Annotated in this window: 22 protein-coding genes; 7 read left to right on the top strand and 15 right to left on the bottom strand. The window is 42.0% G+C overall.

What is annotated here, in order from left to right; all coding sequences use genetic code 11:
* Nucleotides 1-122 precede the first annotated feature (122 nt).
* Nucleotides 123-509 (top strand): competence protein ComJ, encoded by a 387-nt coding sequence (comJ, locus tag MHH31_RS01945; RefSeq protein WP_039166300.1) that lies wholly within the window; start codon nt 123-125, stop codon nt 507-509.
* A gap of 1 nt (nt 510) precedes the next feature.
* Here the strand turns inward: comJ and MHH31_RS01940 are convergent, their stop codons facing one another.
* Nucleotides 511-1,317, bottom strand: coding sequence for an AAC(3) family N-acetyltransferase (locus MHH31_RS01940; RefSeq protein ID WP_342495197.1), 807 nt, complete (start codon nt 1,315-1,317; stop codon nt 511-513).
* Between the two features lie 24 nt (nt 1,318-1,341).
* Nucleotides 1,342-1,761, bottom strand: coding sequence for an Lrp/AsnC family transcriptional regulator (locus tag MHH31_RS01935; protein ID WP_024718958.1), 420 nt, complete (start codon nt 1,759-1,761; stop codon nt 1,342-1,344).
* 115 nt (nt 1,762-1,876) lie between these two features.
* Here MHH31_RS01935 and MHH31_RS01930 point away from each other — a divergent pair, with 115 nt between their 5' ends.
* Nucleotides 1,877-2,641, top strand: a complete 765-nt coding sequence (locus tag MHH31_RS01930; protein ID WP_216895540.1) for an MBL fold metallo-hydrolase — start codon at nt 1,877-1,879, stop codon at nt 2,639-2,641.
* A gap of 46 nt (nt 2,642-2,687) precedes the next feature.
* On the opposite strand, the gene MHH31_RS01925 is transcribed toward MHH31_RS01930, so the two are convergent.
* Entirely contained in the window at nt 2,688-3,017 is a 330-nt protein-coding gene (locus MHH31_RS01925; RefSeq protein ID WP_342495196.1) for a YckD family protein, read from the bottom strand.
* A gap of 181 nt (nt 3,018-3,198) precedes the next feature.
* On the opposite strand from MHH31_RS01925, the gene MHH31_RS01920 reads away from it, so the two are divergent.
* Nucleotides 3,199-4,071 carry a transporter substrate-binding domain-containing protein gene (locus MHH31_RS01920; RefSeq protein WP_008347852.1) on the top strand — a complete coding sequence of 291 codons (873 nt, stop codon included), beginning with the start codon at nt 3,199-3,201 and terminating at the stop codon, nt 4,069-4,071.
* A gap of 12 nt (nt 4,072-4,083) precedes the next feature.
* Nucleotides 4,084-4,761 carry an amino acid ABC transporter permease gene (locus MHH31_RS01915; protein WP_096880980.1) on the top strand — a complete coding sequence of 226 codons (678 nt, stop codon included), beginning with the start codon at nt 4,084-4,086 and terminating at the stop codon, nt 4,759-4,761.
* Between the two features lie 31 nt (nt 4,762-4,792).
* On the opposite strand, the gene MHH31_RS01910 is transcribed toward MHH31_RS01915, so the two are convergent.
* From MHH31_RS01910 to MHH31_RS01890, 5 genes are all read right to left on the bottom strand, one after another.
* A complete protein-coding gene (locus tag MHH31_RS01910) occupies nt 4,793-6,091 on the bottom strand; it encodes an arsenic transporter (RefSeq protein WP_306794201.1) in 1,299 nt (432 codons plus the stop codon).
* A 129-nt stretch (nt 6,092-6,220) separates the two neighbouring features.
* Entirely contained in the window at nt 6,221-7,453 is a 1,233-nt protein-coding gene (locus MHH31_RS01905) for a helix-turn-helix domain-containing protein (protein WP_342495195.1), read from the bottom strand.
* A 125-nt stretch (nt 7,454-7,578) separates the two neighbouring features.
* Nucleotides 7,579-9,126 carry an L-glutamate gamma-semialdehyde dehydrogenase gene (gene pruA / locus MHH31_RS01900; RefSeq protein WP_342495194.1) on the bottom strand — a complete coding sequence of 516 codons (1,548 nt, stop codon included), beginning with the start codon at nt 9,124-9,126 and terminating at the stop codon, nt 7,579-7,581.
* Nucleotides 9,127-9,149: 23 nt separating this feature from the next.
* Nucleotides 9,150-10,067 (bottom strand): proline dehydrogenase, encoded by a 918-nt coding sequence (locus MHH31_RS01895; RefSeq protein ID WP_024718963.1) that lies wholly within the window; start codon nt 10,065-10,067, stop codon nt 9,150-9,152.
* Between the two features lie 161 nt (nt 10,068-10,228).
* Nucleotides 10,229-11,032 carry a nucleotidyltransferase domain-containing protein gene (locus MHH31_RS01890; protein WP_017358557.1) on the bottom strand — a complete coding sequence of 268 codons (804 nt, stop codon included), beginning with the start codon at nt 11,030-11,032 and terminating at the stop codon, nt 10,229-10,231.
* Between the two features lie 60 nt (nt 11,033-11,092).
* On the opposite strand from MHH31_RS01890, the gene MHH31_RS01885 reads away from it, so the two are divergent.
* On the top strand, nt 11,093-11,407 hold the full coding sequence (locus tag MHH31_RS01885) for a hypothetical protein (RefSeq protein ID WP_008342068.1): 315 nt from the start codon (nt 11,093-11,095) through the stop codon (nt 11,405-11,407).
* Nucleotides 11,408-11,477: 70 nt separating this feature from the next.
* Here MHH31_RS01885 and MHH31_RS01880 read toward each other — a convergent pair whose 3' ends face one another.
* Nucleotides 11,478-12,440, bottom strand: coding sequence for an acetylxylan esterase (locus MHH31_RS01880; RefSeq protein WP_217967575.1), 963 nt, complete (start codon nt 12,438-12,440; stop codon nt 11,478-11,480).
* Nucleotides 12,441-12,650: 210 nt separating this feature from the next.
* On the opposite strand from MHH31_RS01880, the gene MHH31_RS01875 reads away from it, so the two are divergent.
* A complete protein-coding gene (locus MHH31_RS01875) occupies nt 12,651-13,436 on the top strand; it encodes a carbon-nitrogen family hydrolase (RefSeq protein WP_256688985.1) in 786 nt (261 codons plus the stop codon).
* A gap of 196 nt (nt 13,437-13,632) precedes the next feature.
* Here the strand turns inward: MHH31_RS01875 and MHH31_RS01870 are convergent, their stop codons facing one another.
* Entirely contained in the window at nt 13,633-14,538 is a 906-nt protein-coding gene (locus tag MHH31_RS01870; protein WP_342495484.1) for a LysR substrate-binding domain-containing protein, read from the bottom strand.
* Between the two features lie 118 nt (nt 14,539-14,656).
* Here MHH31_RS01870 and MHH31_RS01865 point away from each other — a divergent pair, with 118 nt between their 5' ends.
* Nucleotides 14,657-15,430, top strand: coding sequence for a class I SAM-dependent methyltransferase (locus MHH31_RS01865; RefSeq protein ID WP_274660763.1), 774 nt, complete (start codon nt 14,657-14,659; stop codon nt 15,428-15,430).
* Nucleotides 15,431-15,660: 230 nt separating this feature from the next.
* On the opposite strand, the gene MHH31_RS01860 is transcribed toward MHH31_RS01865, so the two are convergent.
* The 5 genes from MHH31_RS01860 to MHH31_RS01840 form a co-directional block, all read right to left on the bottom strand.
* Entirely contained in the window at nt 15,661-17,037 is a 1,377-nt protein-coding gene (locus MHH31_RS01860; RefSeq protein ID WP_058336338.1) for an MFS transporter, read from the bottom strand.
* A gap of 120 nt (nt 17,038-17,157) precedes the next feature.
* Nucleotides 17,158-18,165 carry a LacI family DNA-binding transcriptional regulator gene (locus MHH31_RS01855; RefSeq protein WP_017358562.1) on the bottom strand — a complete coding sequence of 336 codons (1,008 nt, stop codon included), beginning with the start codon at nt 18,163-18,165 and terminating at the stop codon, nt 17,158-17,160.
* 77 nt (nt 18,166-18,242) lie between these two features.
* A complete protein-coding gene (locus tag MHH31_RS01850; protein WP_342495193.1) occupies nt 18,243-19,190 on the bottom strand; it encodes a dihydrodipicolinate synthase family protein in 948 nt (315 codons plus the stop codon).
* A 413-nt stretch (nt 19,191-19,603) separates the two neighbouring features.
* Nucleotides 19,604-20,161, bottom strand: a complete 558-nt coding sequence (locus MHH31_RS01845) for a shikimate kinase (protein ID WP_007498270.1) — start codon at nt 20,159-20,161, stop codon at nt 19,604-19,606.
* An 85-nt stretch (nt 20,162-20,246) separates the two neighbouring features.
* Entirely contained in the window at nt 20,247-21,020 is a 774-nt protein-coding gene (locus MHH31_RS01840) for an IclR family transcriptional regulator (RefSeq protein WP_008342083.1), read from the bottom strand.
* Nucleotides 21,021-21,151 lie beyond the last annotated feature (131 nt).

Genomic DNA, 21,151 nt, shown 5'->3' with positions numbered 1-21,151 from the left:
AGCGCAAGACGGCGACAATCGTCTTGCTGCCTAACATTCTCTTCAATAATCTTACTTTCAAACATTCACTTTTCAACATGATCGCCAGCTGGACAAATTTTATGAATAAAGGAGTTATCTATATGAATGATTTAAATCAAACGTATCCCCTATCTATCTCCTATCACCAAATCACTGTATACACTGGAAGCACGACGCCACCTGTGATTGATTGGACAGATGACGATATTCTTCAAGGATTCGCAACTGGGGATCGAGGTATTTCTTTTGAAGGCATCAATAACGGAAAAGCTTCTATTATCGTGACATTAAACAGCCATGAGCCTCCATCATCCGTTGATAGAGTCATCACAGTGCCATTTACTCATTCAAGTGATCATGTTTATCTGACAAGCGTCATGGCACAGGTACTGTCTTTCTCCATTCCAAAAGGAGACTATCAGCTCACCTGCTATATATCTGAGCACCCTGATCAAGATCTCTATTATTTTGATTTTCAGACTGCTTAGATCACGCCTGGTCGTACTGTTCAAGCCATTTTTCCGCAAAATCGACCGATTCTCTCATTGGCAATAAATACGAATTGGCTAGCCCGATTCGACTGTGGTTATAACTACATCCTGATTGTAAAAAATCACGACCAATCTGTTCAAATAGTTCTTCTCTTGTGATGATATCTTGATACTCTTTCCACACCCTCCAACCATTCTCTAAAATGGGGGCCCCTCGTGTCATGAGGTCTTGCTGTGAGATTCGATATTCAGCTAAGTGAAAAGCTGTCACACTCTCGAATGACGTGCCAATTAGCAGCACTTTTGCATCAAGATCGTACATACGTCCAAGAGGTGAATTTTCTCCTAAACCATAAGGAAGCGCATGGTGTTTCAACACTTCATCTTTCCTTTTCCCCCAGGCGGTGAATGAGAAATGAGGATGATTGCTTCTTTCTACGCCCGGGTATTTCCAAAAGGTCTCCGCTACCTTTCCCATTGCTGTTGGAGCTGTGTAAGCCGGATCAAATGCAGGCATCGTGTCTTTGATCGGTTTCCACCAAGAATAAGGAACAGGCGGATTGATCCAATCAGCAGGATCCGACAGCTCTAATGTTTGTGCCGGCATAATCAGTGTTCCTTCATCTGTTAAAATATCCATCATAGCTTGTATAACGGCTATAGCTCCTCCATTCACCCAGCCAATAGATGACAAGGATGAGTGGACACATAAGATCATGCCCTTCCTTACACCAAGTTGAACCAAATCCGCTTTGATTCTTTCCTTTGTGATCGGTTCAGCCTGATGTTCAATTAATCTTTTCATCGGTTATTTCCTCCTGCGTCTCATCTATTCTTGATGAGTGAGACGTTTCACAGCGATAGACAATTTATAATTTGCATGCTTTGTTAGCTCCGTTAAAAATTGATCAAGCTCATCATGACTGGAGAAATGTCCTTCAGCCATATAACAGCCCTCTCCACTTATTTTAAACAGGTTTTTGATTTCTTCCTTTTGATGGAGAAACGATAAAAGCGGTTCATGATCATGACTTCGGGTAAAGAGCTGTAAAAATGTTTGGATGTTCTGCTGTGTCCGCCAGTTAATTGAAATGGTATAGGCTTCAATAACCCCCTCTTCTTCAAGCTTTAAAACTCTATTTTTAGCAGCTTGACCGGTTAAATGGACTTTTTCACCAAGTGCTTTCATCGTCAATCGGCTATTCTTTGAGAGTTCTTTTAATATATCCATATCTGTTTTGTCTAGCATTGGCTCACCTCTTTCAAAAATCAAGTCGTTCCGCTGAAAGACTTTCATGATCCTCTGTCACATGAAGCTCTTTTAATATACTGTAAACTTAATGAGAAAAAAAGGAGGCCTTCTAATGAAAATAACACTCATTCGTAATGCTACTTTATACCTTCAATATGGTCCGTCAACATTTTTAATCGATCCCTTTTTAGCAGCAAAAGGAACCTATCCACCGTTCCCACATACCGCCAATCAACATGTAAACAATCCAATTGTGGATCTGCCTGCAAACATTGATTTGGACAAGATATTACAGCCGGATGCTGTCCTGCTCACTCATTTACATGTAGATCACTTTGACGACGAGGCAAAAAAGAGGTTAGCGCAAACTTTGCCGATCTATACTCAATCAGAGAAAGATCGCACGATAGTGAAAGAAGCTGGATTTCAGCATGTTACATGCATTGAAGATGAAATGGATGTTTGCGGTGTTCATATGAAACGAACTGGCGGGCAGCACGGGACAGGAGAAACTGCTAAACGGATGGGACAAGTGAGCGGTTTTGTTTTCTCTCATCCTGATGAGCCTACTCTTTATATTGCAGGAGATACCATTTGGTGTGATGAGCCGAAAGAGGTTGTGAATACATGCCAGCCAGATATTATTGTGGTCAATAGTGGGGCTGCCCAATTTTTAGAGGGAGACCCAATTACGATGACAAAGGAAGAGATTGTAGACATTCACCATACTCAACCACAAGCTCAAATCATCGCCTGTCACCTTGAAGCCGTGAATCATTGTTTATTAACAAGAGCGGCATTAACATCTTACATTCAAGAGAAACATGCAGATCAGGCAATTTTTGTCCCTCAAGATGGTGAGACGCTGACCTTTTAACACATAAACAATAAAAACCGGCCCCTTGCTGCCGGTTTTCTTGAACTTATGGTCGATGGTGCTGTGGTTTTTTTAGTAATGGAACAAACCCGTTATTTTTTAAGTGATTGTAATGTTCATCCATTCGTTTTGTGATGTGCGTGCCTTGTTCCTTCGTTAACACACCATACTGAACGTATTTTTCAATCACTTCTTTTCGTTTAGACAAAATTTGCTGTTCAAGTACTTCAATTTGTTTTTGTTGCTCTGTCGTTAATTTTACTTGATGCGTGACGGGGCGCTTTTCCATTTGGGATGTTTCTCCATGAGCCGTATTCACCTGAAAACCAAATAATAGCACCATCGTTAGTATGATCAAACCACTTGTTTTTTTCATCTCTGTCGTTCCCTCCTTTATTCGACTTTAATTTGCGCATTCTTTCCTTTTTTATACATTATTCACAGCATCAAATTGCACATAATATTCTTACTTTTTCGCTTTTCATCTGAAAACGTTGTCCTAACTGAAAAAGCGTGCTATGTTTTGTTTTGTATAAAAAATAGAGGAGGATTCTTAAATGAGTCGTTTTTATCATAGAAAACCTATATGGGTGCTGCTTGTTGTGTCTGCTCTCATGCTTGTCATGTCTGCTTGCAATCAATCAGGCTCATCTCAGTCTGGAGAATCAAAGTGGGATCAGATTCAAAAGAAAGGGAAAATCGTGGTCGCTACTTCAGGCACCTTGTATCCTACGTCTTACCATGATACATCGAACGGCAAGGATCAATTGACTGGCTATGAAGTGGAAGTCGTCAAAGAAGCATTTAAGCGCCTTGACGTAAAAGTAGAATTTAAAGAAATGGGTTATGACGGTATGCTCAGTGCCATTAATTCAGGTCAGGTGGATGCCGCTGCAAACGATATCGACATCACAGATGACAGGAAAGATAAGTTCGCCTTTTCAACACCTTATAAATACTCCTATGGAACCGCTATCGTTAGAAAAGATGATCTGTCAGGTATTAAAACGCTAAAGGATTTAAAAGGAAAGAAAGCAGCAGGTGCTGCAACGACCATTTATATGGATGTTGCCCGTAAGTATGGTGCAAAAGAAGTCATTTATGATAATGCCACAAACGAGCAATATTTAAAGGATGTCGCAAACGGCCGTACAGATGTCATTTTAAATGACTATTACTTACAAACACTGGCGCTTGCTGCATTCCCTAAGCTAAATATTACGATCCATCCAGACCTAAAATACATGCCGAATGAACAAGGGTTTGTGATGAAAAAAGACAATACAGAGCTTCAAAAAGAATTAAATCGTGTATTAAAAGAGATGAAAAAAGACGGAACCATGAAAAAGATTTCAGAGAAATTCTTTAATCATGCTGACGTCTCAAAGAAAATTGATGTTGATGTCGAAGATGTCGACATTTCTAAATAAGGAGCCGCAGACGTGGGAGATATTCATTTAGAATATATCTTTAATCCTGCACTGGCAAAAGCGTCATTTCCGTTTGTGATGAAAGGCATCTGGCTGACGCTGCTCATTTCTTTTGTGAGCATGTTTTTTGGTACGATTCTAGGTTTTTTTATTGCCCTTGCTCGAATGGCAAATACGTGGTTCCTTCGGCTGCCTGCACGGCTGTATATTTCATTCATGCGAGGGGTTCCCATTCTGGTCATTTTGTTTATCCTTTATTTCGGATTCCCTTACATCGGCATTGAATTTACAGCTGTCACTGCTGCTATTATTGGATTCAGCTTCAATAGTGCTGCATACATTGCCGAAATTAACCGGGCGGCTCTCTCCTCTGTTCCAAGTGGTCAAGTGGAAGCCGCCAAATCACTCGGTCTCAGCTATTGGCAAACGATGCGTGGAGTCATTTTGCCTCAATCCGTGCGCATTGCACTGCCACCCCTGACCAACGTCATGCTTGATTTAATCAAAGCTTCCTCACTAGCGGCAATGATTACTGTGCCCGAACTCTTCCAGCAAGCAAAAATTGTGGGTGGACGAGAATTCGATTATATGACCATGTATATATTGGTTGCCTTGATTTACTGGGGCATATGCAGTGTGGTCTCATTGCTCCAAGACTTTTTGGAAAAACACTATGCAAAATATCTATAACAACAAAAAGCAGATCCATTGGATCTGCTTTTTAATGTATCAACCATAACCACACATACAACCCCAATAACGTGATGATCAGCGTCGGTATGGTTAGAATGATTCCAGCTTTCATGTATGCTCCCCAAGAAATATGCACACCTTTTTTCTTCAAGACATGAAGCCACAGCAATGTCGCCAATGAACCGATTGGGGTCATTTTTGGACCAAGGTTTGAGCCGATGACGTTGGCATAAATCAGTGCATCTCTCATCACACCTGCTGTATCTGTGTGACCGATGGCAATCGCATCAATTAAAACGGTTGGGAGGTTGTTCATGACAGAAGATAGCACTGCTGCCAGAACCCCCATAAACATCGTTCCCGCAAGTAAACCGTGTGACGCCCCCTGTTCAATCCACGCCGCTAAAATTTCTGTCAGGCCGACATTTTTCAGTCCATACACCACGACATACATGCCGATAGAGAAAAACACAATCGACCACGGTGCTTCTTTGACGACTCGTTTTGTCGCTACTTGTGGACTCCGTTTTGCCAGCCATAAGAAAGCAATGGCAATGCCTCCTACAATGATTGACACCGGAATGCCTGCCAATTCCCCAGCAAAATATCCAACAAGCAAGCACCCTAACACATACCAAGATAACCGGAACATGCGCAGATCACGAATGGCCGAAGCTGGTTCCTTCGCCTGCGAAACATCGTACGTTTTCGGGATGAGTTTCCGATAAAACACATACAGCACAAGCATACTAGCGCCAAGCGATACAAGGTTTGGGACGAACATGTTTGCTGTATATTCAAGAAAGCCAATATGAAAATAATCGGCTGATACGATATTGACCAAGTTACTAATGACAAATGGCAAAGACGTCGTATCTGCAATAAAGCCGCTTGCCATGACAAATGGCAGGATCATACGCTCATCCAGCTTCAGCGCTCTGACCACAGATAAAACGATCGGGGTTAAGATAAGTGCCGCTCCATCGTTGGCAAAAAAAGCTGCTACCACAGCGCCGAGCAATGTTAAATAAATAAACATGCGGACCCCGTTCCCTTTTGCGGCTTTTGCCATATGAAGTGCCGCCCATTCAAAAAAACCAATCTCATCTAAAATCAATGAAATGATGATAATTCCAATAAATGCAAAGGTGGCGTTCCAGACAATTTGGGTAACTTCCCATACATCGCCCAAATGAACGACCCCAAAAGCAAGAGCAAGAATCGCTCCCCCGCACGCTGACCATCCAATGGTTAAACGTCCTGGCTGCCAAATGACAAGGACGAGGGTCATGATGAAAATTAAAATGGCCAAGGTGACTGATCCCAAAGGTGGCCCTCCTTTCACTTTCCTCATAAAATCTTTATCTATCATACAACGAAATAAGGCAATTGTATGCCATTTTATGATCTCGCATAAAAATCCGCAGGTCATCCTTTGCACCTGCGGAGTCCACGCCTATTGATCTTTTTTCATCAGCATCAATTCAATAAATAACTCACATCGCTGGCTAAAATGACTTAAATCAATAGACGTCATTTCAAAAATTTGTTTCATTCGATAGTTTAGTGTATTTTGATGAATAAACAACTGCTCTGCAGCTGGTTTTAGCTTGCAATTATTCAATAAGTAGACCTCTAAGGTTTTTAAAAATGATGTTTGGCTGTCACGGTCTTTTTCCTTTAGGCGCAACAAATCTGGATTAAAGCCGTTTTTCTTTTTTTGGTGACTGTAAATCGGGTCTAAGAACCGGAAGACCCCCAAATGCTCGTAATCGTATGGAATCAATTCCTGTCCGCCGACAATCTTCACTGCTTTCACGACTTCTATCGCTTCAAATCGACTTGTGCTCATTTTCATGACATCTCGATATTCTCTTCCCATCCCAATATATAAAGGAGATGGGTGTGTATGCGTTTTCGATTGAAGATGGGCGACGACATCCGCAGCGGTCGCTTTTGGTGAGTGGCGATCTGACAAACTGCCTAATATCACGACGATGTCTGCTTGCACAGAGTAGACGTGATTGACCTTGTCTTCTAGCTGTAAATAGGTTCTAATCACATCCTTCACATCTTCTGCCGTCTCACTTTTGTTATCGGCGGCATGAACAACCATCACAGTAAAGACAGCTGGCAGTGGAATGCTTAAATTCTCAGCTTCCCATTTCAGCTCTTCTTCTGTATAAAAATGATCATCCATGACCTTTTTGAAGAACTCTTCAATCTTGCCTTCCTTTTTCTCCAACTGTTTCTTATTTTTATAAATAACTTTTCCAACTTGAAACGATGCCTCGTGTAAAAATTGCAGCTCCTCTTGAGAGAGAGAATCTTCAATGTCCTGCACCCAAATAAAGCCGACAACCTCTTGTTTGTGCTTGGCGCTCACAGCCACTCGTCGATTAAACCCGAGCTCCTCATGACCATTCACATAAAAAGGATTTGAATCTGTATATAGCTGCTCAATGACCCCTGTTTTTTTTAACCAATCCACCACAGCTCCCGGGCATTCCTTTGAGAAAATGGTTTGCTGATTGACTGGGTCGAACTGCTGGATGCTGTAAGAATTATAAGCAAGCAGCTGACATTCAGTACTTTCTAAAATGACTGGTTTTTTTAAATAACCACTAATAAATGCAATTAATTTATCGACATCAAAAAATGTATGAAGCTTTTCTAATATCTCTTCCATCCCGATTGCTCCCTGAATAAGTGATACATTTATCATACTTCTTTCCAGTCATATTTGTATAGAAACAAGTCGTAGACAGGTAAAAAAAGCATGAACTCGCCTGCACGAGTTCATGCTTTTCCATATTAAAACATTTCGCTGATCGTTTTGGCCTGCATGTGCAGAGTAAGATAATCTGGTCCGCCTGCTTTTGAATCAGTTCCTGACATTTTAAAGCCGCCAAATGGGTGGTATCCCACAATCGCTCCCGTACAGTTACGGTTAAAGTAAAGGTTCCCGACATGGAATTCCTGCTTCGCACGGTTGATGTGATCACGATTATTTGTAATGACCGCACCGGTTAACCCGTATTCTGTGTTGTTGGCTACTTCAAGTGCCTCATCAAAGCTTGAGACTTTTGAGAAAGCTAGGACAGGTCCAAAGATTTCTTCTTGCATTAAACGAGATGTTGGCTCTAGATCTGCAAACACGGTTGGATGAATGAAGTACCCTTCTGAATCATCACTTGTTCCGCCAGTGACTAGACGACCTTCTTGCTTGCCAATCTCGATATATTCCGTGATCTTGTCAAAGGAAGCTTGATCAATGACAGGTCCCATGTACACATCAGCTGATAACGGATTCGCTGTTGTTTTCGTTTCTGTGATTTCCTTCACTCGCTCAACGACTTGGTCATACAGCTTCTCGTGGACGACAGCACGAGATCCAGCTGAACATTTTTGACCTGAGAACCCGAAGGCTGATGTGAAAATGGCGTTAGCCGCTAATTCAACATCTGCATCCTCATCTACAACGACTGTATCCTTACCGCCCATTTCAGCAATAACACGCTTTAAATGCTGTTGTCCTGGCTGTACTTTTGCCGCACGTTCAAAAATACGTGTGCCCACTTCTCTTGATCCAGTGAATGTAATGAGGCTTGTTTTTGGATGATCTACTAAGTAATCTCCAACTTCTGCTCCGCTACCTGGCACGAAGTTGACAACACCTTTCGGAAGACCTGCTTGCTCCAGTTCTTCTACAAAGCGGGCAGCAATGACAGGCGTCGCACTTGCTGGCTTTAATACGACTGTATTCCCTGTGACGATTGGTGCAACGGTTGTTCCTGCCATAATTGCAAACAAGAAGTTCCATGGTGGAATGACAAGCGTCACGCCAGTTGGTGTGTACACATATTGATTGCGTTCCCCTTCGCGGCTGTTCACCGGTTTGCCTTTCGCAAGCTCTAGCATTTGACGGGCATAATACTCTAGGAAGTCAATGGCTTCTGCTGTATCTGCATCTGCTTCATTCCAAGGCTTCCCTGCTTCTTTTACGAGAAGGGCTGAATACTCATGCTTTTTACGGCGAATGCTTGCCGCAGCGCGGAATAAGACGCCGGCTCTTTCTTCTGGAGACGTGTAGCGCCATGTTTCAAACGCTTTTGCCGCAGCTTGAATCGCTTGCTCTGCCTCTTCTTTCCCAGCTTTTGATACGGTACCCACGACTTCTTCCTTCTTCGCCGGATTGATCGAGACAATCTTGTCTATTGTTTCGATTCTTTCTCCATTAATCACAAGCGGATAGGTTTGCCCAAGTGATTCTGTTACTTTGGCTAATGCTTGTTCAAACGCTTGGCGATTTTCTTCCTGGCTAAAATCCGTGAATGGTTCATGCTTGTAAGGTGTTGTCATCTTTGTCACGCTCCCGTTTCAAATTATTTTCTCGTCATCCCTTTTAAAGCAAATGCAATGTTTGCTGGTCGTTCTGCAAGACGTCTCATGTAGTAGCCATACCACTCTCGTCCATACGGGGTGTAGACCCTCATTTGATAGCCTTCCTTCACGAGTGCTTGCTGCGTTTCTGATCTCATGCCATACAGCATTTGAAATTCAAACTGACTTGTCTGTATATTGTGTTTTTTCACAATATGTTTCGTGAACTCGATCATTTGATCGTCATGTGTCGCAATGGCTGTATAGTTCCCTGAGAGTAATTGCTTTTCGATCAGCTTCTTGTAATTCTGATCGACGTCTTTTTTGTTTGGATACGCCACTTCGGCGGATTCCTTATAGGCACCCTTTACAAGTCTTAAAAATGGCTGCAACTCATTTAGGTCATCAAGATCTTGTTCTGTTCTGTACAAATACGCTTGCAAAACCGTACTGACATACTCATATTGAGATTTCATTTCTTTAAAAATGTCCAGCGTTTTTTGACAGCGCTGTTCATCCTCCATATCAATTGTCACCATAATACGGTGTTTCTCTGCCGTATCTAAAATGCTTTTCATATTGCGATACACAAGGTCATCGTCAATATCTAAGCCAAGCGATGTCATTTTAAGTGACACGTGGGAATTGAGTCCCGCCTCTGCAATTCGCTGAATGGTTTGAATACACTCATTCGTCCGCTCATTTGCAATCTCTGCCTTTGTGACAAACTCACCGAGGTGATCAACCGTTACGGCCATACCTTGATCGTTTAATCGTTTGATGACAGGGATAGCGCTCTCAAAATCCTTCCCACCGATGATTTTCTTTGATGCAACAGCACTTCCCCAATTACGAGCAATATGGTTCAAGAGACTGCTCTTTGACAAAAACAAGAAGAAATTTCTTGTGACCGACTCCATAAAGGGCACCTCCCACTCTTTGTAAGCTATGTCTTTATTGTAAGGCTCATGAGCTGTCCGCTACAATATTTGAAGATGACAAAAATTCTGACTTTTTTTGTGGTTTTATCACAATAGGAGATAAAAAAAGAGTCTGCCGCTATCCGGCTGACTCTCCCCTCCTACGCCCACACCTCATCAAGGGTAGACTGCAAAAGCTCATTTAATTCTTGCATCAGATTGTCTTTCGGCTGATTGTAGCTTTTCACCAATTCATCAAAACGCGCCAGCTCTTGATCAATAAATGGATGGACATGAGCGAGACGGTTCTCTACATCCATTTCTTCTCCGTCCATTTTACGTTTGAGCAGTTCGTGAATTTCTGCTAACAGCGGACCTTCCTCCACTAGCTCCTTGAGTAATTCATGAAAGTCCATTGGTGGAACTGTTCGGTAACGTTCAATCCACTGACAGGCAAGCAGCGGACGAAGCACATAGAAATACTTCTTGATTCGCACCTGCTCTCCTCGTAAATGCCGGCTTTCATTCCGCTTCGCCATATTGAGGTAATGATACATCAAAGCCGCAGGATAAAACGCTCGATCCTTTAATTCTCTTAGCTGCTTTGCCAAAGAGAAAGATTCAGCATAGATGATATCAGAAGACAGCCATTCCATAATGGACGGATTTGATTTATTGAATAAGCGCAGTGCCTTTCTAAGCTCCCAGCCGCTGATATCAAGCATGTCATCAATCGGTCGTTCTATGACATCACGATGCTCTTCCATCGCCCAATACCATTCTTTCCGGGGAACATATAAAAAGCGAACATCATAATCACTATCGGTCGAGGGAAAACCCCATGCCCTGCTGCCTGATTCGACGGCAAGACAAATCTTGACGTCATACGTTTCTTCGATGATTTTCAGCTCTTCCTTAATTCTCTCTCTCAAGTGTCCATCAACTCTTTCTATAGAATTCTGCATGACTTCTTCACCTTTTGGGAAAATACGAATAAGACATATATGAAAAAGGAGTTGGATCTGATGTCTATATCTCGCATTATGAAATGGATCACTGGGATTTTTGAAGCTTGCCTTGCTATCCCTGTGATCGGAGGTCTATTCGTTATCAGCAATGGCTATTCACCGCTCATGGTCATGCTTATTCTGCATATTATCACACTCGTCTTATCGAAGCGAGACCAGGGACCAATGATTGGAAGTATCATTGGAATTGTCACATCCTGCCTTGCATGGATTCCGATTCTCGGATTCATCCTTCACATCATCACAGCCCTTGCCCTGATCGTTACAGCATTAGTGCCTGATGAAAAAACAAGACAGAACACCAGTTATTAAGCTGATCGCTCCAATAGCTGAAAAAGACAAAGAGCTAAAATGAATGTCATTTTAGCTCTTTGTCATGCTCTTATGTTGATAGAAGCAAATGCTTTTGTAAAAAGGACAGCTTCTCTGTTTGAAAAGCAGGAATAAACTCGTGCCCAAAATATCGGTACACTTTCAGCTCTTTATCTGTTTCTAAATGATTGTATGCCGCAAACACGGTGGATGGCGGTGTCACTTGATCAATCAGACCGATCGCCATCAATGTTGGCTGTTTCACCCAGCCGGCTAAATTGATTAAATCAAAGTAACTTAATGTCTCAAATACCTTTTCTTCAGATTCTGGATCACTGTTTCTGCGAAAGTATGAATTGATTTCTAAATAAGGCTGCTCCAAGGCAACATCAACTGCACGCTCAAAATTTGATAAGTAAGGATAGTCTGCCGCAACGACTTTTGGAATGTCTGAAAGGGCTGCAGCCGCAATCGCTAACGCCCCCCCCTGACTTCCACCGATCACGCCGATACGATGTTCATCTACTTCGGGGAAAGACTGAATGACTTCAAGTGCACGAACAGCATCTAGATAAACGCCTCGATAATAGTACGTATCCTTCGATAAAATGCCTTTTGTCATCCATCCTAATGCATGCCCGCCTGGCGTCACTGATGTGTCTTCACTGCCACCTTGACCGCGGACGAGCATACCAAATGTTGCATAGCCGTGCAACGCCCAGTTGACGATGTCATGAATGCCGCCGTCATAGCTGGCATTATAGCCATGAAAACGAACGAGCGCTGGATGCGGACCAGTTTGATCAGGCACAGCATAAAAGCCTTCAATTTTAGAATGTCCAAAGCTTTGATACGTCAGGCGGTACACCTTGACGCCTTTCACTGGATAGTCATAAGATTCAAGTGTTGGCTCTGCCTCCACTTGGCGCAGTTCTTCGAGCGATTTCTTCCAAAAGTCTGAGAAATCAGGACGTGCTGTTTTCTTTGGTTTATATTTTTTTAGCTCTTCTAGTGATAAATCGAACAATTGCATATCATACTATTCCCCTTTGTTTTATTAGTTATGAGTATCATACCACTCATTTCTTGATTGAGAAAGTCATTTAACAAAACCTTCTGACATTTCTATTGGCAAAGATGGCGGAAAGCTTTATGATAAAGAAACTGGCTTGAAGACTAGATGCTTCAGGCAATATCACCCGAACCATTCATTGCATGAAACGAATAAAGGAGGCAGACCGACATGAACATCGCCCTGATTCAAATGGACGTACAAATAGGAGAACCTGATGTAAACTTTCAGAAAGCAGAAGCGTTTTTAGAAGAAGCCATCCGCCAACAGCCTGATTTGATTATTCTACCTGAAATGTGGAATACCGGCTATGCGTTAGAGCAAGCGGATGAGCTTGCCGATGCAGATGGTGAGCGGACAAAACAACTCTTCTCTTCCTTTGCTCGTCAGCACCAAGTGTATCTCATCGCTGGAAGTGTCTTGAATAAACGGACAACAAATGAAAACATCACCAATACAATGTATGTCTTTAACCGCCAAGGTGAGCTTTTGTTAGATTATGATAAAATTCATTTATTCCGCTTAATGGATGAGCATAACTATTTAACCGCTGGTGATCAGCTTGGTTTATTTGACTATGGTGAAGATGTCAAGATTGGTGCGATGATCTGCTATGACCTCCGCTTCCCTCAGCTTTCTCGGACGCTCGTGAACAAAGGGGCGAAGGTGCTTGTTAATACCGCTCAATGGCCGTCAGCAAGAGTGGACCATTGGCGCAGTCTGCTCATCGCAAGAGCCATTGAGAATCAGTCATTTGTGATTGCGGTGAACCGGACGGGCACAAGCAGAGACACTGAATTCCCTGGTCACTCCATGGTGATTGACCCGCTCGGACGCATTCTACTTGAGACAAATGATGAAGAAGACATTTATTATGCAAACATTGATCTTCAGCTCGTAGATGAAGTGAGACAACAAATCCCCGTCATGACAGATCAGCGGCTGGATTTATATTAGAAAGCAGGGGCCCCCTGCTTTCAGCGTGTAGACAAACCCTCGCATTCGGTGTCAGTCCTGCGTGCCGGTGCTCACGAATGTCAAATTCGCTCCGCGTCGGTACTCGTCCTTCCTAAACTGCAAAGGTTTTCTATCACGCTGAAAAAAGGTAAAAGCAGGGGACTCCCCTGCTTTTTACGTTTAATTAAACGTTTGTTTAAGCTTTTCCTTGATTCTGTTGAAGGTCCATGAAGGCTTGAGCGGCTTTCGTTAAATATCTTTCTTCCATATATGCAAACACAAGAGTACGGGTTGGGCATGAATCAATGTGTAAATAAGTGACTGCTTTCCTTTCCTCTTGTGCCACCATTTTCGGCACCACCGTCACACCTAGCTCATTTTCAACCAATGCCTGAGCTGTTTGAATATGACTTGTTTCAAATGCAATTCTCGGCCGAAAGCCATGATGACTGCACAGTTCCGTGACCACTTGCCGAAAGCCATATCCCTCTTTCAGCATAATAAATGGGGCGTTTTCCAGAAGGTGAAACGGGACAGACCCTTCTTGATCCGCTTGATTGATGATTTCATTCAGTTCATCCGTCAACCACGGCTGAGCCGTTTGCGGAATGGCGAGGAGAAGCGGCTCTGTTAGCATTTGTTTTGTTTTCAATGATTCATGCTCGACAGGCAGAGAAAGAATCGCCAGATCCAGTTTCCCAGCGAGTAAACGTCTTTCTAGCTCACGAGGCGATTCTTCTATCAAATGAACGTGAACGTGCGGATACGTTTGACAATAGGTTTTTAATAAACTTGGCAGGACATATCCCCCTGTGACAGCTGGCGCACCGATCTTCAGTTCTTTCCCTACCTCATAAGCAGCTTCCCCCATCTCACGCAACAAATCATCTCGTTCCTTCAAAATGGTTTCTGCTCTTTTGATCAATCGGTTTCCTTGAGGTGTAGGAGTGACTTGTCCATACTTCCGAATAAACAGAGGAGTATCTAATTCCTCCTCAAGTTTTTTAATTTGCTGACTTAACGAGGGCTGTGCAATGTGAAGTTTTTCCGCTGCTTTTGTAAAGCTTTGCTGCCGGTACACTTCCATGACATATTCCATCATTCGTATATCCACTTCTCTCACCTCATAGGTTTTAACTATTCATATCATATCTTTTATGTCTTAGACAAATCACGGGAAGAACCCTACGATAAAGAAACAACAAAAAGGGGGTAAAGGAATGAATCCATATTCAAAAGCCGAGAAACAATTCTCACAAAATGCAGAGAACTACCGAGATTCACCCATCTTTGCAGCTGGAAAAGAACTTGAATGGATGAAAACGGCGGCGAAGGCAAAGGGCGATGAGCATCTACTTGATATCGGCTGCGCGGCAGGTCATACCGTTTTTTCCTTTTCAGACGTCATCTCTAAAGGAATCGGGATTGATGTCACACCCAAAATGATCGAGGTTGCTACAGCTCTTGCGGAAGAGCGCCAGTTGAGCCACATTACGTTTGAGCAGGCATCCGCAGACGCATTGCCCTTTTCTGATGCATCATTTGATCTGGTCACATGCCGATTTGCTGCTCATCACTTTCCACATCTCCCGGCAGCCATGTCTGAAATCAGCCGAGTCTTAAAGAAAGGCGGCAAATTTCTACTTGTCGATCATTATGCACCTGAAAACCAAGCACAGGATGACTTTATTAATCATTTAAATAGACTGAGAGATCCCTCCCATGTGCGAGAAAGCTCGTTATCAGAATGGAAAGAGCTTTTCGCTGACAACCATCTGACGAAAGAAGATATCCGTTACTGGGATCTGCATATTGATTATCAGGACTGGATCATACGAGGACGTACACCAGAAAATGTTCAAAAGGAAATCGTTGCCCACCTTCATGCTGCAGACGATGAAACGAAACAGCTGTTTCAACTGCAATTCGACGAACATCGTCAGCCAACATCCTTTTGCCTAAAAGCTGCACTGCTTCAAGGGATCAAACATTAAACTGATCGAAAAAGTCTACCCTGGCCGGTAGACTTTTATATTTTGATTCTACATTTACACTATCTGATAGATATTACTTTTCATGTTCGTGACAAGGAGTGCTGCATGATGTTTCTATTATAAGATAATTGAACTGAGGTAGGTTAGGCTTTTTCAAAAGTGTACGTAAATCCTCTGAATAAAAAAAGAACCTACCCTCTTTAGAATAAGTTCTTCACTGCATGCATCACTTACGGTGCAATATCCTCTAATACTTTCTCTCTCGTTTCGATCATTTTAAAAGCAAGAATTGCTCCCACTACAGTCACACTTGCAAAAAGAATAAAAATAGTTGAAACACCGCTCACCTCTAAAATAAAACCTATCATAATAGGAGCAATCGCTGAGGCCAGCCTAAGCCACGCTGTAGCAAATGCCGTACCAATTACCCTCATACGGGTTGGATAGATTTCAGGTGTATATAAATAGAGAAGAACTGTAATTGTCCCCATCATTCCGTAGGCAGCGGACCCTAAATAAATAACGCTTTCTGGAGAATTTGCTCCGCTGATCCATAAAGCCGTTAATAAAGCACCTGTTACGATAAATGCAATGGTTGCCCAACGCTTCCGTCCTACTTTATCGATTAAAAATGCACAAGCGAATACCCCTATGGTCTGTAAAATATTTGTGAGAGAGGCTGCCCTTAATGAATCTCCAACTGGCAAATTATAAACCGTATTATAAAGACTCGGTAACCAGTTATTTAATCCATTCGATACAAAGTAGGCAGAAAACCATAGTCCCCATACGATCAATGTTCTTTTACGATAAAAAGTAGAAAAGAGCTCTTTCCAGTCGCCTTTTTCAGTGCTGCTGGACACTTGCTTTGCAACAGGCATTCGTTTGTCTGTACTAGCTTCAATCTCTTCAATGATTCCTTCGGCTTCATCTAACCTGCCTTTTGAAATAAGCCATCTTGGAGACTCGCGTAACATGAAAAAGAAGACAAAGACGATTAAACCGCCAATTCCACCAATCAAGAACATCCATTTCCACCCAAAGCTAGGTACAACAAATGCACCAATTTGAGCTGAGATCATTAATCCTAATGGAAAAATCATCTCATAGAGCATAAAAAATCTCCCTCTCCCTTGGGCCCGGGACAACTCATTGATATATGAGGCCGCTACTGGCACTTCTCCTCCTACTCCAATCCCCTGTATAAAACGAAAAATAAAAAGGGCCATAAAGTTACCTGAAAATACACATGCGATACTCATAATAGACATGAGAAATACAGTCCACTTTGCACTAAATACACGGCCACGTCTTTCTGCTAACCACCCAAAGAAAATAGCACCAATCGCTTGTCCGATATAACCAGACCCAATAAGAAGACCAATTTGAGCAGGTGATAAATTCCACATGCCGATGAGAACCGGGAGAACAAACGCTAAAGATAGCGCATCAAAAGCATCAAAAAAGGTAGCAGATCCCATAATGATACGAGGTTTTAAATGCCATCTCGAAAAAGGTACACTTTCCATCCTAGTCAATAGTTGTGAAGCTCTATCAACAACTTGCTCATCATGAGAATTTGAATTTCCGCTGAGTTCTAACGTCATGATATCTCCTCCTTAATAGAGGAAATGATGCAAAAGTACATGCTGATGAGCACAAAAGAAATCGCTTACATTTTAAATGAAGAGACATTCTAAAGCGATCATATGAGTTTTCAGCATCTATCATTTCTTTTTTGGCGTTCCCGTGGTGCCACGATCTACATAGTACATCGGGAAGATATGTTCCATTTTCTCTAACTGTTCTCCTTCTACTAACTGCGTTAGTAAAGAAACCGCTTTTCTTCCCATTCCAACTAAATCAACATGAACAGAAGATAAAGAAGGGGTTAGAAAACTTGCAATGGGCACATCATCAGCACCAACGACAGACAAATCATGAGGTATTGACACATTTGCGATATCTGCCGCTTTCATGACCCCTATCGCCAAAAAATCTGAAGAGCAAACAACTCCAGTCATGTGCTGGTTTCCTTGGAGAAATTGAGAAACCACTTCTACTACTTTTCCCCCATCAAATTCATCTAACTCAAACACAAGCTCTTTGTTCATTGTTAATCCTAAACTTTTCAGTGTACGCTCATACCCCTTGTAATACCTCACACTATGCATCGAACTCATTGGACCATTGACCAGTCCAATGGTTCGATGACCTTTATCAAATAAGGCCGTGACAGATTGGCACACACCTTCTTCATCATCAGGCCTGACACATGGAAATGGAGAATCCTCTAAGTAACTTCCGACAACGATAATGGGAATAGCTAAACTTTTTAACCAATCCATGCTCAATTCTTCATTTCTTGGAGAAAATAAAATGGCACCATCTACAGCCTGCGTTTCAAGTAATCGCTGCTGCTGTACAGATGTAAATGACATCAACATATTGAATTCAGTCTCATCTAATTCCTTCGCTATCCCATCTAAAATCGTCGAAAAAAATGGATTATTCAAAATATATGAACCACGTGGAACCACGACAGCAATATTGCCAGTCTTTCTTTTAACGAGCCCTCTAGCTCCTAAATTAGGACGATAGCCTAATTCATCAATCACTTGTTTGATTCTTTCAGCCGTTTGAGCACCTACTCCTGGTTTGCCACTTAATACTCGGGAAACAGAGGCGATAGATACTCCAGCTTTCAATGCGACATCTTTAATACTTACTGACACATTTCATACCTCCGGGAGTCTGTTGTTTTATACTCTATTATAACCTGACTCACCTTCATCATGAAATCAATGGTCTATTATTTACTAACGTTTTCCTTAAGTAAACCAACACTTTGAAGGCCCTGACGAATCTCTTCTTTTTCCTTTTGAGTTAAAGGTAATACTGGCTTCCTCGCAAGCGAACTGCTGATCAAACCTCGCTGGAACATCGCTTCCTTCATTCGCAGATGAGAGGTAGAGGAAGGTTCATCCATTTTATACACAGCATGCTTTAATTCAAAGATTCTATCGTACACTTTATTAGCCGCTACAAGGTCTTGTTCTTCCACACATTTCACAAGCTCAGCAATCAAATCTGGGACAAAACAGCCAAAACCTACAAGCGCCCCATCAATTCCTTGAACTAATGTTGGCAATAAATATTCATCGTGACATGTGAGCAACGATACATCTGGTGCATGCTTTTTCAGTGCGCGCACATCGACTTCATATTGCGCCATGTCTCTTTGACCGATTTTAAATGAGACAACGTTTGGAATCTCCGACATTTCTAATAATTGACTGGTTGTATAAGAGGTTTTTGTCCATGTTGGATATTGATGGACGATGATTGAAATGTCAATTGCTTCTGCAACATCTTTAAAGAATTGGACAGGTGACTCAGGCTGCATACCGAATCTCAGCCATGAATGTGGCGGCATAAGAAGAATACCTTCTCCGCCAGCTTCCTCCACTGCTTTTGCATGCTGGATCGCTTCAATTGTCCCTTCAGCTGAAACCCCAGAAATGACAGGAACTTCTCCCTTTAATTCGTCGGCTGCAATACGCACAGCTTCAGCTCGTTCATGTGGCAACAAAGTCATAATCTCGCCAGTATGTCCATTGACAACGATCCCATTAATCCCTTCGTGCTCCGCCACCCAGCGAACAAGCTTACGAAAAGCAGGTTCATCAATTGAATAGTCATCTTTAAAAGGAATTAAGACTGCCGGGAATACACCGCTCCATTTTTCTTTATTTTTCATCAACAAATTCCTCCCCATCCGTTATAGTAAACGTTTACGGTAAGCGTTTACGTTAATAATCATAGAATGATCTAACCGAAGGTGTCAACAACATTTTTAAAAATTATAATAATTCAAAAAACTATTATTAGAATTTAGATACTATTTAATTTTTTCAAAAAAAGAAAATGAGAGATATATTTCGTTTCCCACATCAATCAAAAAACCTCATCATCTTGACCTAGTTGTAGTCTGATCACCACTTTTTTCAAATGGCTAGACACACCACATAAAGGATGCATACATTTTGATATAATGACGAAGAAAAAAACATCTTTTACTTCTTTTTTTCATCCATCATCCAACTTAGACTGTCATTTCTTTGACTACTCCTGATCTAATAGAAAAAGTCTATCCCCTTAGGATAGACTTTTTTATTTCGAATATAAATCCCAGCCGAGCTTGAGTGTGTCGACAATATAATTGGCGACTTCTTCAGCTTCTAGATGATCTGTTTCCACTCTTGAGTTATGAAGGGAATAAATTTCCCGGCGCTCTTCAAACAGTTCTTTCATCTCGTCAAGCGTACGGTTATGAAGAACAGGACGGTTTTCAATTAAAATATCCAGCCGCTGTTTCCAATTCTCCCAAGATAGGTCAAGGAAAAGAACCGTACAATGCTTTAAGCAAGATCGTTTGATTTCTTCCTGTTTAAACGCACCGCCTCCAAGAGACACGATCTTTAGCTGAGTATGTTCACATAAATCGACGATATAGTCCTTTTCAGCCTGCCTAAAGAAAGCTTCTCCTTTTTGCTGAAACATTTCTGGAATCGTCATGTTGTACTTTTTCTCAATCTCCTGATCAACATCAATAAAATCTCTATATAACTTTTTGGCAACCAGCTGCCCAATGGTTGTTTTCCCAACGCCCATAAAGCCAATGAGGACAATATTTCGCTGTCTCACAGGAATCTCTCTATTGTTTTTCATGTTCGTGACACGTCCTCCTTACGACAAGGAATGCTACATAATGTTTCTATTATATGATAAATGGACTGAGAAAAGATAGGCATTCTTAAAAATTGTGTTTGACGACGTAACCGAGCTGTTCGGAGAGCTTCTCGGCATGCTCTTTCACTTTTTGCTGCAGCTGAGGGATGACATCTTCAGTAAATCGTTGGGTCGGTCCAGATATGGATAAACATGCCTGCACCTCCCCATGAATGTTAAAGATCGGTGCCGCCACTGCCGCCGATCCGACTTCCCGTTCATCAATACTGCAAGCGGTGTGCGTTTCAAGAATATGACGACATTCTTTTCGCCATTCCTCCATCGTCATGTGATCAGCCTCAGACGCGAAAACTTGCTGTTGAAACTCTTCGCTTTGGAAAGCAAGCAGCACCTTTCCACCAGCACCAGCGTATAACGGCAGCTTCTCACCGATTTTCACAAGATGCCGAATCGATTGCAGCCCTTCGGCTTGTTCAATACATACCCTGCTTTTGTGATCCAGCACATACAGGTTGACGGTTTCCTTTGTTTCATCACGAAGTGTGTACATGAGCGGTTTTGCCAGTTCCCTCAATTTGATGGACTTCCCAGCAATATAACCGAGAAGATAAAGTCTTTGACCGAGCCGGTACTTCATTGTCTCTTGGTTCTTTTCCACAAAATGATTCATTTCAAGTGCCTTGAGCAGTCTCGTTGTGGTAGACATTGCTAAGTTCATCTCTTTTGAAATGTCTGTTAGCGTCAACTCTTGACGTTCTTCGCTAAAGCAAGAAAGAATATCCAAAGCGCGCTGAACGGTACGCAATCCTGATTCTTCTTTTGACTTCTTATCAGCCATGTTCACTTTCTCCTTTTCCCCTTTGATTTCTTATCGACATGATTGACCAATTTTGCTATAATCCATTTTAAATGTTCCATTAAAAGAAAACAAATTCCACTGTACGGAATAAAACCAATAGATGTTTTGAT

Source organism: Bacillus sp. FSL K6-1033 (genome assembly GCF_038630765.1).
Taxonomy (GTDB): Bacteria; Bacillota; Bacilli; order Bacillales; family Bacillaceae; genus Bacillus; species Bacillus altitudinis.
This window is presented reverse-complemented; position numbering and strand designations above follow the sequence as displayed.

Coding starts and splice junctions, on each gene's coding strand:
- comJ (WP_039166300.1), top strand. CDS start 123: ATGAATGATTTAAATCAAACGTATCCCCTATCTATCTCCTATCACCAA.
- MHH31_RS01940 (WP_342495197.1), bottom strand. CDS start 1,317: ATGAAAAGATTAATTGAACATCAGGCTGAACCGATCACAAAGGAAAGA.
- MHH31_RS01935 (WP_024718958.1), bottom strand. CDS start 1,761: ATGCTAGACAAAACAGATATGGATATATTAAAAGAACTCTCAAAGAAT.
- MHH31_RS01930 (WP_216895540.1), top strand. CDS start 1,877: ATGAAAATAACACTCATTCGTAATGCTACTTTATACCTTCAATATGGT.
- MHH31_RS01925 (WP_342495196.1), bottom strand. CDS start 3,017: ATGAAAAAAACAAGTGGTTTGATCATACTAACGATGGTGCTATTATTT.
- MHH31_RS01920 (WP_008347852.1), top strand. CDS start 3,199: ATGAGTCGTTTTTATCATAGAAAACCTATATGGGTGCTGCTTGTTGTG.
- MHH31_RS01905 (WP_342495195.1), bottom strand. CDS start 7,453: ATGGAAGAGATATTAGAAAAGCTTCATACATTTTTTGATGTCGATAAA.
- pruA (WP_342495194.1), bottom strand. CDS start 9,126: ATGACAACACCTTACAAGCATGAACCATTCACGGATTTTAGCCAGGAA.
- MHH31_RS01895 (WP_024718963.1), bottom strand. CDS start 10,067: ATGGAGTCGGTCACAAGAAATTTCTTCTTGTTTTTGTCAAAGAGCAGT.
- MHH31_RS01890 (WP_017358557.1), bottom strand. CDS start 11,032: ATGCAGAATTCTATAGAAAGAGTTGATGGACACTTGAGAGAGAGAATT.
- MHH31_RS01885 (WP_008342068.1), top strand. CDS start 11,093: ATGTCTATATCTCGCATTATGAAATGGATCACTGGGATTTTTGAAGCT.
- MHH31_RS01880 (WP_217967575.1), bottom strand. CDS start 12,440: ATGCAATTGTTCGATTTATCACTAGAAGAGCTAAAAAAATATAAACCA.
- MHH31_RS01875 (WP_256688985.1), top strand. CDS start 12,651: ATGAACATCGCCCTGATTCAAATGGACGTACAAATAGGAGAACCTGAT.
- MHH31_RS01870 (WP_342495484.1), bottom strand. CDS start 14,538: ATGATGGAATATGTCATGGAAGTGTACCGGCAGCAAAGCTTTACAAAA.
- MHH31_RS01865 (WP_274660763.1), top strand. CDS start 14,657: ATGAATCCATATTCAAAAGCCGAGAAACAATTCTCACAAAATGCAGAG.
- MHH31_RS01860 (WP_058336338.1), bottom strand. CDS start 17,037: ATGACGTTAGAACTCAGCGGAAATTCAAATTCTCATGATGAGCAAGTT.
- MHH31_RS01850 (WP_342495193.1), bottom strand. CDS start 19,190: ATGAAAAATAAAGAAAAATGGAGCGGTGTATTCCCGGCAGTCTTAATT.
- MHH31_RS01845 (WP_007498270.1), bottom strand. CDS start 20,161: ATGAAAAACAATAGAGAGATTCCTGTGAGACAGCGAAATATTGTCCTC.
- MHH31_RS01840 (WP_008342083.1), bottom strand. CDS start 21,020: ATGGCTGATAAGAAGTCAAAAGAAGAATCAGGATTGCGTACCGTTCAG.